The following is a 14,675-nucleotide window of genomic DNA, read 5'->3' as shown; positions in this document are numbered from 1 at the left end:
CTCGCATCGCCTTAAGGCGATACTCAGACATGGGTCCCTCTTTTCCGCTCTTTTCGCCGAATCCCGAGGCGCCCCATACGGCCTTGGCACACCTTCTCGGCTCGCTTCGCATCGCGCTGGGGTGATTCCCGCCTGACGGGCGGGAATCACGGCCGAACCGAATGGCAGGTTTGGTTCCTTCTCCCTTCTTCCTTCTCCCTGCCGCTTGCTCTTCTCTTGCTCCTGTTGCTCTTCTTGGCTTGTGCTGATTCCGTCCTGTGGGATTTGTCCGACATGCGTTTCGGAGCCGGGCCAGTTTCCCGGGGGTGAGCCGGTGCCTATCGTTGAGTCACGGCGGGCGCAGGTGTCGATCCTGACCAGGAGCCGCAACCCGCGCTGCGAAACCTGACCATAAGGCGTGGTGCACGATGGGCGTAGACCATACCGGCCACGGGATCTCTCACTCACCTGCGAAAAAGAGGGCACTCATGAAGATTTCCAAAACCGGCCTCATATTGGGCCTGGCACTGGCTGCGGCCGCGGCATTATCAGCATGCGGCGGCGGCGACGATAGCCTCGCCGCCCGCATCGGCGTCAGCAAGCCGGCCGTGCGCGTGATCCACGCGATCCCGGCGGGTCCCAATATCGACGTGCTGCAAAACGGCACCAAGACGTCGCTCCTGAACGAGCCTTACAAGTTCGTGTCGAAATACTTCGACGTCGACACCGGCTCGCAACTCTTCGGCATCAACATTGCCGGTACCAACACGTCGATCGGCAGCGCGACCGTGGACGCGCACACCGGCCATAAATACACCGTGGTCGCATTGCCCGGTGCCACCGCGGCCGACCTGCTCACCATCGACGATCCCTACGGCAAGAACATCCTGTCCGACAAGGCGCGGGTGCGTGGACTGAATGCCTCGGTCAATGCCCAGAACGTCGATATGTACGTGACCACGCTCGCGGTCGACCTGAACACCGTGACGCCCACCTTTGCCGCGGTGGCCTACAAGTCAGCGGTGCCTGCCTCCGGCCAGGATTCGATCAACCTTGACGGCGGCACCTATCGCCTGCGCATCACCACCGCCGGCACCAAGACCGTGATCTTCGACTCGGGCGCGCTGACGCTGAACAACAATGCGGACTGGCTGATCACGTCGATCCCGGTCGACGGCATCGGCGCGGTGGTACCGAACAAGATCAAGGTTCTGGTGGCCCAGGCCAACAACGACTCGCAGACTGCCGTGGAACTGGTCACGCAGTAAGCGCTTGATGGCTAGTTGGCAAGTTGGCAACCCAGCAGCTTCAGGCGCCCGCATGGCGCACCGGCAGCCCCCTCGCGGGTTGCCGGGCGAGGGGATCCGGCAAGCGGATCCCCTCGCCGCATTTCGTCTACGCTCTTCCCCTGCGGCGGCGCGGCCTTGGGGCCAGTTTCGCCAGTTTGACCGTATCCGGTGACAGCGCTACGATAGGCCGCCAGACACCATCCCATGAATATGGAGTACCGCCCCCCGCCGATCCGCGCCATAGTCGAGACTACCCCCAGCCCAAAACATGCGCTCACAGAACCTGTCCGCGGCCCCGGAAGCCGATATCCGCGTCCTGCTGGTCGAAGATGACCCCGCCACCAGCGCGCGCCTGCAAAGCGCGCTGGGCAGCTTGCCGGGCATCCAGGTGGTGGCGGCCTGCGCGCAGCGCGCCAGCGCCTGCGAGTGGCTGGCCGCGCACGAGCCCGACGTGCTGCTGTGCGACCTCGGGCTGCCGGACGGCTCGGGCATCGATGTCATCCGCCATGCGCGCCGGCTGCACCCGCGCTGCGACTGCATGGTGATCACCATGTTCGGCGACGAGGCCAATGTGCTGGCCAGCATCGCCGCGGGCGCCACCGGCTACCTGCTCAAGGACGAATCGGACGACAACCTGCGCGCCTCCGTGCTGGCGTTGCGCGCCGGCGGCTCGCCGATGAGCCCGGTGATCGCGCGCAAGGTCATCACCCGGCTGCGCAGTGCCAGCGCGCCGGGCCTGCCGGCGCCGGACGCGCCAGGCATCCCGGGCGCGGACGTGACACTATCCGCCCGCGAGACCGAGGTGCTCGACCTGATCTCGCGCGGGTACACCTATGCGGAAACCGCCGGGCACCTGGCGATCAGCGTGCATACCGTGCAGGCGCATATCAAGAACATCTACGGCAAGCTGGCGGTCAATTCCCGCGCCGAGGCCGTCTTCGAAGCCCACAAGCTTGGCCTGTTGAAGGCCTTTTGAGGCCAACGCCCATGGCCCTGCTGCCGATCCTGAGGCTGGCGCGCACCGCTACCTTGTGGCTCGCCTTGTGCTGCGTGGCCACCGCCTGCGGCGGCGCGCGCGAGGATTCAGCGCAGACATCCGCGGCGCATGCAACAAGCCAGGTGCAGGTGCTGCGCCAAGCGCTGGCCGTGGTCCGCCCCGACGGCGCCGGGCAAGGCCACGCGCCACAACCGATCGAAGTCGCGCTGCCCCACGACTGGGACCGCATCTACCCTGGCCGCGACGGCACGGCGACCTACCGCCTGGACTTTTCCTACAGCGGCGCCGGGCAGGACCTCCCCGCGCTGTACCTGGCGCGCGCGGCCAACAGTTTCGAGATGCATCTCAACGGCAAGCTGCTCGCCGCTTCCGGCGCCTTGAATACCCCCGCCGTCTATGGCGGCCAGCGCCCGCTGTACATCCCCGTGCCCGAGGCCATGCTGCGGCCCGACAACACGTTGACGATCACGATCGCCGCGCGCGCCAATGCGCGTGCCGGCCTGTCGCGCATCGAATTCGGGCCAAGCCGGCTTGTGCACCCGCACTATGAAGGCGCGCTCTGGTTCCGCGTGATCGGGCCACTGGTGATTACGGCGCTGAGCCTGCTGCTGACAGCGATCTCGCTGCTGATCTGGTGGCGCCAGCGCGACCCGCTGTTCGGCCTCTACGCGCTGGCCGAAGTGGCGTGGTCGGTCAGCGTTGTAGAACGTTTGCTGGAGAGTGCTCCGCTGCCGCTGCACGTCTGGCAAGTGCTGGTGCTGGCCAGCCGGACCGTATTCATCGTGGCAACCGCGCGCTTTGCGCTGATCGTCATCGACGTCCGCTCGCCCTGGCCGGCGCGGCTGGTCACCGGCTTCCTGTGGCTCAAGATTCCGTTGATCGTCTTGATGACAGGCATCTTCAACGCACCCAGCCTCAAGCTGTTCGACTGGTCCATCAACATGCTGCTGGCGTGCGGCATCGCCTCGGCGCTGGCGTGGGCGGCGCTGCGGCGCCCTAGCCGCGAGCGCCTGGTGCTGGCCGCCACGGTGGCGCTGGCCAGCGCGCTCAGCACCGGCGACGTGATCCGCATCCAGTTCAGCAACGATTTCTACTGGGACACCTCGCTGACCAAGTACGTCTCGCAGTTGTTCAGCCTCAGCATGGCGTGGCTGCTGGTGGACCGCTATACGCGCACCACCAGCACGCTGGCCGAGCTCAACCGCAACCTGGACCGCAAGGTCGCGCAAAAGGAGGAAGAGTTGCATCTGCTCTATGCGCACTCCCGCGAGATCGAGCGCGAGCAGGCCACGCTGCGAGAACGCGGGCGCATCATGCGCGACATGCACGATGGCTTGGGCAGCACGCTGGTCGGCGCGCTCAGCCTGCTGCGCTCGGGCCATGGCTCGCCCATGGTGCTGCAGCAACATCTGCAGCAGGCGCTGGATGCATTGAAGCTATCGGTGGATGCCATGCAAGACACCGGCGGCGACCTGGCCGTAGTGCTGGGCAACCTGCGCTACCGGCTGCGGGCGCGCCTGGAAGCGGCAAGGCTGCGGGTGGACTGGCAAGTGGAGCGGCTGCCGGCCGTAGCCGGCCTGACGCCGCAGATCGTGCGCGAGCTGCAGTACCTGCTGCTGGAAGCCTTCTCCAATGTCATGCAGCATGCCGGCGGCGCTACGGTGCAAGTGGTGGCGCGCAGCCACGCGGACACCGCTGCCGGCGCCGAGGCCATCCTGATCGAGATACGCGACGATGGGTGCGGCTTTGATGCGCAGTCCGGCGCGCAGGGCCACGGCCTGGCCAATATGCGCAGCCGTGCGGCTGCCATTGGCGGCGAGCTGTCGATTGCGTCTTCGGAGCGGGGTACTACCGTCAGCCTGCTGCTCTACCCGGCGCGGTGGGCCGAGGGCGAGGCTGCCTGATCGGTGGCCGGGTGCGGCAGTCCTAGCGCGTCTGCTCGATATCGCTTTGCAGCACGTCGAGGTGCGACAGGTATTTGTTCAGTTCTTCGCGTCCGCTATCGGTGATGCAGTAGACGCGGCCACTGCCTTCCACCAGCTCCGCCGTGATCGCGCGCGCGATCAACAGGCTGCGCAGGATGGGCCTGAGCGAACGGATATTCTTTTCGACACCGTGCTCGCGCAGGCGGTCGACCAGCGTCATGACCGTCGACGGGCTCGACTGGACAAGCTTGAGGATATACAGCTTCGAAACGAAGCCGTCTAGTGTTGGCGCTCTCATGCGGCTCCTGTGACACACCAGCCAGCGGTGCGATAGAGCAGATCTACGTATGCAGCCCCGGCGCTGCGAGCGCAGCCGGGCGTGTTACCTGCAAGCGGCCCGGTCGGCACCAGGTTCGCATATTTAAAAAAAAGTTCATCAGACTTTCGTGTGGGTCCTCCATCCGAGCGAGAGCGACACGATGCAATGCGCTGGTTTGCTCCCCTCTCCCATGAAATGGGAGAGGGGCCGGGGGAGAGGGGAGCTACACCTGCGCGAGTTTGCACGCGATCGCTCTTGCTACGCCTGCGCCGGACTTCGCCCGGCGACCCACACAGAAGTCTGAAGAACCAAAAAAAAAGGGTGCACGAGGCACCCCATTTCTTGCATTGCGCGCGCCGGCACGAGGCCGGCGCGGGTGGGGCTTTGACGACTACTCTTCCTGGAACGCCTCTTCGCGCTTTGCCTTGATGGAAGGCAGGGCAACGATGGCAACCAGCGAGGCCGCTGCGATCAGCAGGCCCAGCGACAGCGGACGGGTCACGAACACGGTGAACTCGCCACGCGACAGCAGCAGGGAGCGGCGGAAGTTCTCTTCCATCATCGGTCCCAGCACGAAGCCCAGCAGCAACGGAGCCGGCTCGCACTTGAGCTTCAGGAACAGGTAGCCGATGATGCCGAAGCCAGCCGCCATGAACACGTCGAAGGTCTGGTTGTTGACCGAGTACACGCCGATACCGCAGAACACCAGGATGGCCGGGTACAGGAAGCGGTAAGGCACGGTCAGCAGCTTCACCCACACGCCAATCATCGGCAGGTTCAGGATGATCAGCATCAGGTTGCCGATCCACATCGAGGCGATCAGGCCCCAGAACAGCGCGGGGTTGCTGGTCATGACCTGCGGGCCCGGCTGGATGTTGTGGATGGTCATCGCGCCCACCATCAGCGCCATCACGGCGTTGGGCGGAATGCCCAGCGTCAGCAGCGGGATGAAGGAGGTTTGCGCCGCGGCGTTGTTGGCCGATTCCGGACCTGCCACGCCTTCGATGGCGCCCTTGCCGAACTCATGTGCGTACTTGGAGGTCTTCTTTTCCAGCGAGTAGGCTGCGAACGAAGCCAGCGCCGCACCGCCGCCCGGCAGGATACCCAGCGCCGAGCCCAGGAACGTGCCGCGAAGCACTGCCGGGATCATGCGACGGAAGTCTTCCCTGGTCGGCCACAGGTTGGTGACGCTATCGGTAAAGGTCTCGCGGGCTTCCTTCTGCTCCAGGTTCGCGATGATTTCCGCGAAGCCGAACATACCCATGGCCAGCGCGACGAAGTCGATACCGTCGGTCAGCTCGGGGATGTCAAAGGAGAAGCGTGCGGCGCCGGAGTTCACGTCGGTACCGATCAGGCCCAGCAGCAGGCCCAGCACGATCATCGCCACGGCCTTGGGCAGCGAGCCCGAAGCCAGCACCACGGCGCCGATCAGGCCCAGGCACATCAGCGAGAAGTACTCGGCAGGGCCGAACTTGAACGCCAGTTCCGACAGCGGCGTAGCAAACGCGGCCAGGATCAGGGTAGCCACGCAGCCGGCAAAGAAGGAGCCCAGGCCGGCGGTGGCCAGTGCCACGCCCGCTCGTCCCCGCCTTGCCATCTGGTAGCCATCGATGGTCGTCACCACCGACGACGATTCACCCGGCAGGTTCACCAGGATAGCGGTGGTGGAGCCACCATACTGTGCGCCGTAGTAAATACCGGCCAGCATGATCAGCGCGGCCACCGGCGGCAGCGTGTACGTCACCGGCAGCAGCATGGCGATGGTGGCCAGAGGCCCCAGGCCCGGCAGCACGCCGATCAGGGTACCCAGCACGCAGCCCAGGAAGGCGTATGCCAGGTTCTGCAAAGAAAGCGCCGTGGAAAAGCCCAAGGCAAGATGGTCAATCAATTCCATATGGCCGACTCCTTAACCAGTAATGAAAGCAGGCCACACCGGCATCTGCAGGTTGATGCCGTACACGAAGGCGCCCATGCTGATCAGCACCAGGACGATCGCGTTCAAGACCGCGCCCTTCCAGCTGAACTCATGGCTGGCCATCGACGACACCAGCACCAGCACGAACACCGACAACACCATGCCGAGCGGCTTGAGCAGCAGGCCGAACAGCACCACCGAACCCAGAATCCACAACAACGTCTTCAAGTCCCAGCGGGCGAGCTGGTCAGCTTCACCCTTTTTCGATACCGAGCCGATCAGCACGAATGCACCGAGCACGGCAAGTACCAGGCCGAGTAGAAACGGAAAATATCCGGGGCCCATCTTGGCGGCTGATCCCATGGAATAGCCGCGGGCGACCCAGGAAAAGCCCAATCCGACCAGAATGAACATCAGGCCGGAGGCAAAGTCCTTTTGGCTGCGTATGCGCAAAACGATTCTCCTCAAAGTACGTGAAAGCTGTGCCCCTGCGCGCGCAGGCTCTTTGCGTGCGGAGGTGGTCCGATCGGCAGGAAAAAATGTTGTCCCTGCAGGATGGGACGAACATTAGAGAGGCGATCTTTCAGCTTGCTTTCATTTGTCTTGGTTTAGGGGTATTCACCGATGCGCCGGGAAGTCCCGCCAAAATGCATACATCACGCTGTGATGTAACACCGAAAGACGAAAGAAAGGAAGCTGAAGGGAAATTGAAGGGGAACCGAAAGAGATCGAAAGGAAACGTAAGGAAAGCACGAGGATCAACCTGGCGCGGACGCGTGCCGGCAGACCCGAGGGCTGCTTGCATCACCTTCCCGGCGGCATTGAACAGAGCCGACGAAGGGGCCAAAGCCGCGCGGCTTTGGCCTGTTCAGTGGGCTTCGGCTGGCGCCGATGACTTGCGGGCCAGCGACTTAATCGGCACCTTGCTTCGATACCTCGCCCGCCAGCGCCTCCTCGCCGGCGCCGGCGGCACCGGCCGTGCTCAGGGCTTCTTCGCACGGCGTGCCCATGCTGGTATCGGGCGCCTGGGGCGCAAATTCCGGCTCCGGGGCCGGCCCGGGCGTCACCGGCAGGATATGGGCGGCGCGCCAGTTGCCGAAGCGGTAATACGCCACGGCCAGCGTGACCGAGACCACAGAGCCCAGCGGAAAGCTCCACCAGATCGCATCGGCGCCGATGGTGCGCTCGAGCACCCAGGCAAACGGCAGGCGCACCACCCACATCGACAGGAACAGGATCACCAGCGGCGCCATCACCGCGCCGGTGGCGCGCACGGTGCCGAACAGCACGATGGTGAAGCCGAACAGGATGAAGGACCACAGCACGATGGCATTGATATGCTGCGCAATGCCGATGGCCGTGCCGTCATCGGGCAAGAACAAGCCCAGCGAATGACGGTTGAACAGGTAGATCAGGGCTACCAGCGCGCCGGTCATCAGCAGGTTGAACAACAGCCCCACGCGCGTGACGCGCGTCACGCGATCCCACAGGCCAGCGCCTACGTTCTGCGCCACCATCGACGACACGCTGGCGCCCACCGCCAGCGCGGGCATCTGCACGTAAGTCCAAAGCTGCGAGGCTACGCCATAGGCGGCGGTGGTCTGCGAGCCGTAGCGATTGACCAGTGACATCATCACGATCGCCGACGACGAGATCACCACCATCTGCAGTCCCATCGGCAAGCCCTTGGCCACCAGCGCACGCAGGATCGCGGTATCGGGCCGCAGGTAGGCAAGCTGGTGGCGGCGCAGCGTCAGGAAGTGGTGGCGGCGGTAGAGCACGATCAGCATCGCGGCCAGGCTGGCCAACTGCGCAATCAGCGTGGACAGCGCCGAGCCCGCGATGCCGAGCTCCGGGAACGGGCCGATGCCGAAGATCAGCAGCGGGTTGAGCACCACGTCCAGCCCCACCGACAACAGCATGAAATAAAACGGCGTGCGCGAATCTCCCGCGCCGCGCAGCGTCATCATCACGAAGTTGTAGAAATACATGAAGGGCAGCGCCAGGAAGATGATGCGCAGGTAGCTGATGGCAAGCGCCCTGGCATCGGCCGGCGTGCCCATCGCGGCAAGGATGTCGGGCGTGAACACGTAGCCCAGCGCCGCCGCGAGCACCGACAGCAGGACGAAGAACGTGGTGCTGGTGCCCACCACGCGGCGCGCTTCGGCCAGGTCGTGCGCGCCCACGGCATGCCCGATCATGATGGTATTGGCCATGCTGATGCCGAACACCACGCCCAGCAGGAAGAACAGGATGATGTTGGCGTTGGAGGTGGCGGTCAGCGCGGCCTCGCCAAGGAAATGCCCCACCCACACGGAGTTGATCGAGGCGTTGAGCGACTGCAGGATATTGCTGCCCAGCACCGGCAGTGAAAACAGCAGCAGCGTGCGGCCGATCGGGCCCGTGGTCAGTTGGGCTTTGGATTTTGTTGGCATGTTCGAGGGAGGTCTCGTGTTTTTATTGCGCCTGCTATCGTCGGGAAACGAGGGGCAATGCAACGCGCAATGCCCACGTTCGCCACTATGTCATACCTTGCTGACAAGCCTTGTCGGTAGTCGTCTGTCAGACAGAAAGCCAATTGTAAGCAGTTGTTTGGATCAGGGCACGGGCGCTTGCGCGAGACATCAAACACTGGCGAAATGCACAACATAGGTGGCCCTTGGCGCCGCGCATGCCCCCATCGCGGTGTCCCCGCGATGGCATCCAAGAGCCGTTTCGATCCATGAACCGTGAGGTCCAATATGACGAAGAACAAGCCGATTCGCTTTTTGCAAGCTTCCACCGCCCTGGCTGCTGGCCTGCTATGTGCGGCCTCCTTTGCCCAGACACCCGCCGTTCCTGCCGATAGCGGCAACGCCGCTGTGCCGGCCGGCATGACCCAGGTCGAGCCGCCGAAGGATCCGCTGGTCCAGCGCCGCGATGCCAACAAGCAGGCCTCGGACGAATACAAGGCCAAGAAAAAGGCCGCCAAGACCGAATACAAGCAGGACGTGAAGTCCGCCAAGCAGCAAAAGAGCACCGAGAAGAAGGCCAACAACGAGACCATGAAGCAGGAAATGTCGACCACGCCTGCAGACGCGCAGAAGAACTAAGCGCATACCGTCCGCCCTTGAAGGGCAACCACAACAACCACCACAACAACCAAAATAAAACGCCCCGTCTCCCCAGGGAGGCGGGGTTTTTTTTTTTGGCTAGCTGAACCATAAAGCCATTGGCCGCGCCATAGGGCGCAATTTCCGGGTCTGCTGCATCTCCGGGTAGAATCCGGAGCTGGGTGCAAATTAGATCACATTATGGAAAGAACCGTGGATATCAATGGCGGCGCATTGACGGGTGTTTTGCTGGAACAGTTACTGGATCGCTTCGAAGCCGATCTCGAAGAAGGCAACTCAAGCGAAGCCGCTGATTTGCTGGCCAGATTGCGCGCCAAGCCTTTGCGGGCGGATTCCCTCGAGTCCATCGACCGGCTGCATACGCTATGGATGCGCGCGGGGGATCCGGCGGCTGCGCTGGCGGTGGTCAACGACGACGGCGCCGGCGTGCTGGAAGCCAGGCCGCGCGAAGCCCAGGCCGAGCTGCGCATGCACCTGGCGCTCTATCGCCTCCAGATGGCCAACCACCTCAACGACGTGAAGAGCACGCAGCGGGCGCTCACGGAAATGCGCGCCATCGTGGCAGGGATGCCGGACCTGAATGCGGACCGGTATCGCCAGCTTCGGGTACTCGACAGCCTTGAGCTGCGCGATCTGTGCATTGCGCTGGAGGCAATTGAGCTGCGCCATGCGTTGAACGGGGCCATCGCGGCACGTGCGCCATACCGTGCATGGGATCTCGCCGACTATCAGCGGCGGCGCGCCTGGGCGCTGACGCGCCATGACAGCGACGACGAGGCCCGCGCAGCCGCTGGCGCGGCCATCCTGGCACTACAGACGGCCGACGCGGAGCAGGACGTCGACGAAAACGACTGGCTGCGCCTGGGCAGCGCCCTGATCGGGATCGCGCCCGAGCGCCTTGCCGACTTCCAGCAGCCCGTCAGGGCGCTGACAGCGCAACGGTCCTTGCCGCAGCGCCGCGAACTGGAAGTCCGGCTGTCCCGGCTCGCGGCGCGCGCCTTGTACGCGCGAGGCGATCTGCCCGGCGCACTGGACGCCTGCTCCGCCGCGCGTCATAGCCTGTCCTCGAACGGAAGCGATGACTTCATCGAATACGAGCTGCCGTGGCTGATGGAAGCCCAGCGCGTTGACGATGCCGGCCGCCGGGCGTTTCTTCACATCTATCAGGTGGAGGATGAGATGTGGGATGGCGCCGCGCAGCTGGCTCACGCGCGGCTGGCCGATGCGGCCGACGACTCGGTCTGGTGGCCATTGTGTGCCATGCGGGCTTGCAACACGGAAGAGACGCTGGTGGCCTTCCTGTCAAATGCGCAAGAAGGTGAAGAGGATCTGCGGAACCTCTCCCCGATTCATGAAGCGCTCTTTGGCGCCGTGGGTGAGGAAGTGAACGCGCAGGCCTTGCAGGCGGTGTTCGACGCCGCACGCACGCTGGCCGAGCAACGTTCGCCGGGCCATCCGTGGATCGCACGATTGGCGGCAGTCAACGATGCCGCGGCGGGCCGCATCGATGCCACGACGAAAGCTGCACGGCTGTATGCGGCGGCGCAGGAAGGCGGCATGGAAGACAACCGCACGGCCTATGCCCTGTTCGAGGCACGGGTGCAATCGCTTGGGGTGATCCAGACGCTGAAGCTGCCGGCCTTCTCGCTGCCAAGCGGGCTGTGGGCGTACAACTTCGGGGTCTCGCTTGGCGATTTGCTCGAGGAACACCTCGACCGCGTCCCCGCGGCGTCGCGCAACGAAACCTACAGCGATTTCATCAAGCTGCAGATTGCCGCCTACGAACAAGGACAGGCGTGCCTGGAGCGCTATTTCGAGAGCGGCGCCGGCCATCCGTACGACGCCTGCGCGCACCTCTACTCCATGTTGTGCAACAACCTGGCCATCATCTATCGCTACGACGAGCGGCGCTTTGAGGATGCCGTCGAATTGCACAGGCGCGGCATCGCGGCCAGCCCGTTTGCCGAACACTACGCCGGCCTGTTGAGCGTGCGGATCGCAATGCGCGATTCCGAGGGGATCATCAGCGCCGCCGAGCAGCTTTGGCACTTCGCCGCCGAGTTTGGCTATAGCCGGCACGACCCTAACGAGTACCTGAGCGAAGTGTCGCAGGCCCTGTACAAGCTCGATCGCGATCGCGAGATTCCCATCTGGCTGGAGCGCCTGGTGAAATGGGAGCGGCAAGAGGGCCAGGACGATAGCAACCTGTCGGGCAAGGCCTTGGGCGTGCGCCTGCAAATGGCGTTCAACCTGGCGCACAACTGCCCGGAAGAAGCCTCGGCCTTGTGGAGCCGCATCGCACGCCAGGTCGATGGCTGCTCGGAATCCTGGATGGTCAGCCTGGGGGCCGACACGCTCAGCGGGCTGCAGCGCCACGCCGAGGCCGCCGCGCTCTTTGAGCGTGCCATCGCACTCAATCCGCGCAGCAACGAGTATGAGCTCGCCGATGTCAAGGCGATGGAGGAAAAGCTGGCGCTCTACCGCACGCAAGCCAACGCCCCTGGCAAGAGCAAGAGCTGGTGGCAAGTCTGGAAATGAGGAAATGAGGAAATGAGTACTGCCAGGCGGGCGGCAGGCTACGCACCGCGCAACGCCCTCAATGCCGGTGCGCTGAAGTCGGGCATCGCCGCACGCAGCCAGGCACGCGGCGACGATGCGGCGGTGCGCGCCTGGCTGCTTAACCACTTCTATCGCCATCTCGTCGCCAACTTCGAGCCGGCCATGAAGATCGATTCGCTCGCGGATGCGCGGCAGGTCCTGCGATCCGAGGCGATGCCGGAGTGGGTTGCGGCTCGCTTTGGCGCCTCGGCCAAGGCGAGCAGCGGCGAAGCAGCAACGCCACCTGCCCCGGTCGTCTGGGTCGATCCTGTCGAGCCGCGCCTGTTGGCGCTGGAAGCGCGGCTCGTGGAGTTCCTGACTTCGCGCAAGGGCACCGCTCTCGACGGCAAGCTCGACCGCATCACCTGCCCGCAAGCGCTGGCGCTGTGGGACAGGGAACATGCCGAGATGGCCACGCGTATCGAGCGCGGCTGGCGCCAGAGCCAGCCCGAGGCGCTGCGCACCTTGCTCTCGACGCCGAATGGCGCGTTCGTGGAATTGCTGCCGGACAGCGCGCTGCTGCGCGCGGAAATGGCATTTGAAAGCTATGTCATGCGGCATTGCCTGGGGCAGTTTTCCGACCGGCGCGCGCTGTCCGGCGGCTACGGCGAGCGCTATGCCGAAGCCGTGGCGCAGCAGCGGCTTCGCTTGCTGAATTTGCGCGATGCCAGCGGGCAACCGCATATCACCATCAGCGTGCATGTCCTGGCCAATGGCGCGCTTGCGGTCGACCAGGTCAAGGGCAAGCAGAACCGGCCGCCCATCGCACGCTACGTGGAAGATGTGCTGGCCTGCCTGAACGCCCTGGGTACCGACGAGCAAACGCCGGACGATTGCATCGCCATCGGTGTAGTCCGCACGCCAGCCGGCTGGGCGCGCATTGAAGACGTGACCGAAGCCACGACCCAGACCCGATTGGTCGCCCGGTACCCGCAGCTCTTTGTCAGGCTCAGCGCCCCAACGCCGATTGTGGAGTGGCTGGTCGCCGCGCGCCAGCCTGGTTTGCTGGCGGAGCGTTCGCCACGGGCGGCATCGGTCAGGTATGCCACAAGGCCAACGGCGGATCCGCATGGCGGTGAGGAGGTTGTCGCAACCGAAGGCGTGCCGTGGCCGGAGCGATCCCTATCGCAAGCGGAAGCCATCCTGGCTTTGCCATCGAAATCGTAATGGAGCGCCGAATCCGATGAATGTCTTCTACCTGCTCCTCGGGGGCCTTGTGCTATGGCGGGTCTACCGCTTCCTGCGCCCCAAGCGTCCCGCTGCGTTCACCCGGCGCAAGCAATGGGCATTGACGTTGGCGCAGCCCATGGTCGATGCCACCAACATGACGGGGTTTTTCAACCCTGCCTCGGACCACATGACGGACGCGGCGCGCGCGTTGTTCCGCGTGCAGTTGCTGCACCAGATGGTGTTCCGCGCCAACGCCACGGATGACGAAGTGCGCCAGCACCTCGCCCAGGTGTTCGAATCGCGGTGGTTTCGCGCCGACCTGCATGCGCTGCTGCCGACAGACGATCCGCGCGCCGCGCTAGCGTTTGCCTGCGTCCGGATGGCATTTTTTGCGCGCAATGTCATGCTGATGGGCTGGGTCGAGCCGATGGCCGCGTGGCGCGTGCTCTTGCTCAACGCACAGCGCGCGCAGGACTGTTTTGCCAGCTGGGAAGATTTCGGCCACGCCTTTATCGCTGGCCGCCAGCAATGGCTTGCCGCCTTCCGGGCCGACCCCCTGGGCAAGGCTTTCGATGCCGCCAGCCTGCGCCAGCTGCTGGCCTCGCCCAAGGGCGCCTGGGCAGCGTTGGCCTGGCCTGGCCTGCGGGCATTCAGCCCGGAGCCACGCTGAGTCAGCGCCTGGAGGCCGCCCGGTAGGCGACGATGCGCGCCTTGAGCCCCGGCCGGGCGGCGGAGCGCACCAGCTCGGCCAGCTGCGCCGCGCGCGCCGCTTCGGCCAGGGCGTGGCCGCCCTGCGTGGCGGCCTGGATAGCGGCCTGGGTTGGCGCATCCAGCCGGCGCGCACGCTCAGCCAGCGTGGCGAGCGCGGCGGCGCGTTCCTGCGGTGCCACCGAACTACCGGCCAGGCCGCACGCCAGCGCTTGCTCGGCCCGCACGGCCCGTCCGCTGGCGATCCAGTCTCGCGCCGTGGCCACACCCACCAGTTGCGCCAGCCGCGCGCTGCCCAGCACCAGGCCGAAGGCCGCGCCTGGAAAGGCAAAAGTGCTGCCCGGCGCGACCCAACGTTGCTCGCAGGCCGCCATCAAGTCGGCGCCCGCGCCCATCGCGCGGCCCTGGACCAGCGCCACGGTGGTGAAGGGCGCGCCATGCACGCTTTGCAGGAGCAGCTCGACGCGCACGAAACGCGCAAGCAGCGAATCATCGCTCTCGCTATCCAGGTCACCCAGGTCGAATCCCGTGCAGAAATGCGTGCCGGCGCCCTCGATGGCGAGCAGGCGGGTGCCATCGTGGTAGCACGCCAGCACCGCCGCCGCGAGCGCCTCCACCAACCCCGCCGACAGCGCGTTGCCGCGCTCGGGCCGGTTCAGCGG

General features: G+C 64.9%; 12 protein-coding genes. 7 read left to right on the top strand and 5 right to left on the bottom strand.

The window, feature by feature from the left end:
- The first annotated feature begins 467 nt into the window (after nt 1-467).
- From ACYP5B_RS26020 to ACYP5B_RS26010, 3 genes are all read left to right on the top strand, one after another.
- On the top strand, nt 468-1,247 hold the full coding sequence (locus ACYP5B_RS26020) for a DUF4397 domain-containing protein (RefSeq protein WP_459571614.1): 780 nt from the start codon (nt 468-470) through the stop codon (nt 1,245-1,247).
- Between the two features lie 289 nt (nt 1,248-1,536).
- Nucleotides 1,537-2,244, top strand: a complete 708-nt coding sequence (locus ACYP5B_RS26015) for a response regulator (protein WP_400094056.1) — start codon at nt 1,537-1,539, stop codon at nt 2,242-2,244.
- Between the two features lie 11 nt (nt 2,245-2,255).
- On the top strand, nt 2,256-4,169 hold the full coding sequence (locus tag ACYP5B_RS26010) for a sensor histidine kinase (protein WP_459571613.1): 1,914 nt from the start codon (nt 2,256-2,258) through the stop codon (nt 4,167-4,169).
- Nucleotides 4,170-4,191: 22 nt separating this feature from the next.
- Here the strand turns inward: ACYP5B_RS26010 and ACYP5B_RS26005 are convergent, their stop codons facing one another.
- The 4 genes from ACYP5B_RS26005 to ACYP5B_RS25990 form a co-directional block, all read right to left on the bottom strand.
- Nucleotides 4,192-4,488 carry a transcriptional regulator gene (locus ACYP5B_RS26005; RefSeq protein ID WP_459571611.1) on the bottom strand — a complete coding sequence of 99 codons (297 nt, stop codon included), beginning with the start codon at nt 4,486-4,488 and terminating at the stop codon, nt 4,192-4,194.
- 412 nt (nt 4,489-4,900) lie between these two features.
- Nucleotides 4,901-6,403 carry a tripartite tricarboxylate transporter permease gene (locus ACYP5B_RS26000; RefSeq protein ID WP_150987429.1) on the bottom strand — a complete coding sequence of 501 codons (1,503 nt, stop codon included), beginning with the start codon at nt 6,401-6,403 and terminating at the stop codon, nt 4,901-4,903.
- A gap of 12 nt (nt 6,404-6,415) precedes the next feature.
- On the bottom strand, nt 6,416-6,877 hold the full coding sequence (locus ACYP5B_RS25995; protein ID WP_400094061.1) for a tripartite tricarboxylate transporter TctB family protein: 462 nt from the start codon (nt 6,875-6,877) through the stop codon (nt 6,416-6,418).
- A gap of 458 nt (nt 6,878-7,335) precedes the next feature.
- Nucleotides 7,336-8,859 (bottom strand): MATE family efflux transporter, encoded by a 1,524-nt coding sequence (locus ACYP5B_RS25990; RefSeq protein WP_459571610.1) that lies wholly within the window; start codon nt 8,857-8,859, stop codon nt 7,336-7,338.
- 306 nt (nt 8,860-9,165) lie between these two features.
- On the opposite strand from ACYP5B_RS25990, the gene ACYP5B_RS25985 reads away from it, so the two are divergent.
- The 4 genes from ACYP5B_RS25985 (at nt 9,166) to ACYP5B_RS25970 (ending at nt 13,975) form a co-directional block, all read left to right on the top strand.
- Nucleotides 9,166-9,516: a hypothetical protein gene (locus tag ACYP5B_RS25985; RefSeq protein ID WP_318231675.1), complete on the top strand. Its 351-nt coding sequence runs from the start codon at nt 9,166-9,168 to the stop codon at nt 9,514-9,516.
- A 213-nt stretch (nt 9,517-9,729) separates the two neighbouring features.
- A complete protein-coding gene (locus tag ACYP5B_RS25980) occupies nt 9,730-12,075 on the top strand; it encodes a hypothetical protein (protein WP_459571609.1) in 2,346 nt (781 codons plus the stop codon).
- Between the two features lie 12 nt (nt 12,076-12,087).
- Nucleotides 12,088-13,302: a hypothetical protein gene (locus ACYP5B_RS25975; RefSeq protein ID WP_459571607.1), complete on the top strand. Its 1,215-nt coding sequence runs from the start codon at nt 12,088-12,090 to the stop codon at nt 13,300-13,302.
- A gap of 16 nt (nt 13,303-13,318) precedes the next feature.
- On the top strand, nt 13,319-13,975 hold the full coding sequence (locus ACYP5B_RS25970) for a DUF1266 domain-containing protein (protein WP_459571606.1): 657 nt from the start codon (nt 13,319-13,321) through the stop codon (nt 13,973-13,975).
- A 1-nt stretch (nt 13,976) separates the two neighbouring features.
- Here the strand turns inward: ACYP5B_RS25970 and ACYP5B_RS25965 are convergent, their stop codons facing one another.
- Entirely contained in the window at nt 13,977-14,672 is a 696-nt protein-coding gene (locus ACYP5B_RS25965) for an enoyl-CoA hydratase/isomerase family protein (protein WP_459571620.1), read from the bottom strand.
- Nucleotides 14,673-14,675: the final 3 nt, after the last annotated feature.

The organism is Cupriavidus sp. 8B, from assembly GCF_054589115.1.
This window is presented reverse-complemented; position numbering and strand designations above follow the sequence as displayed.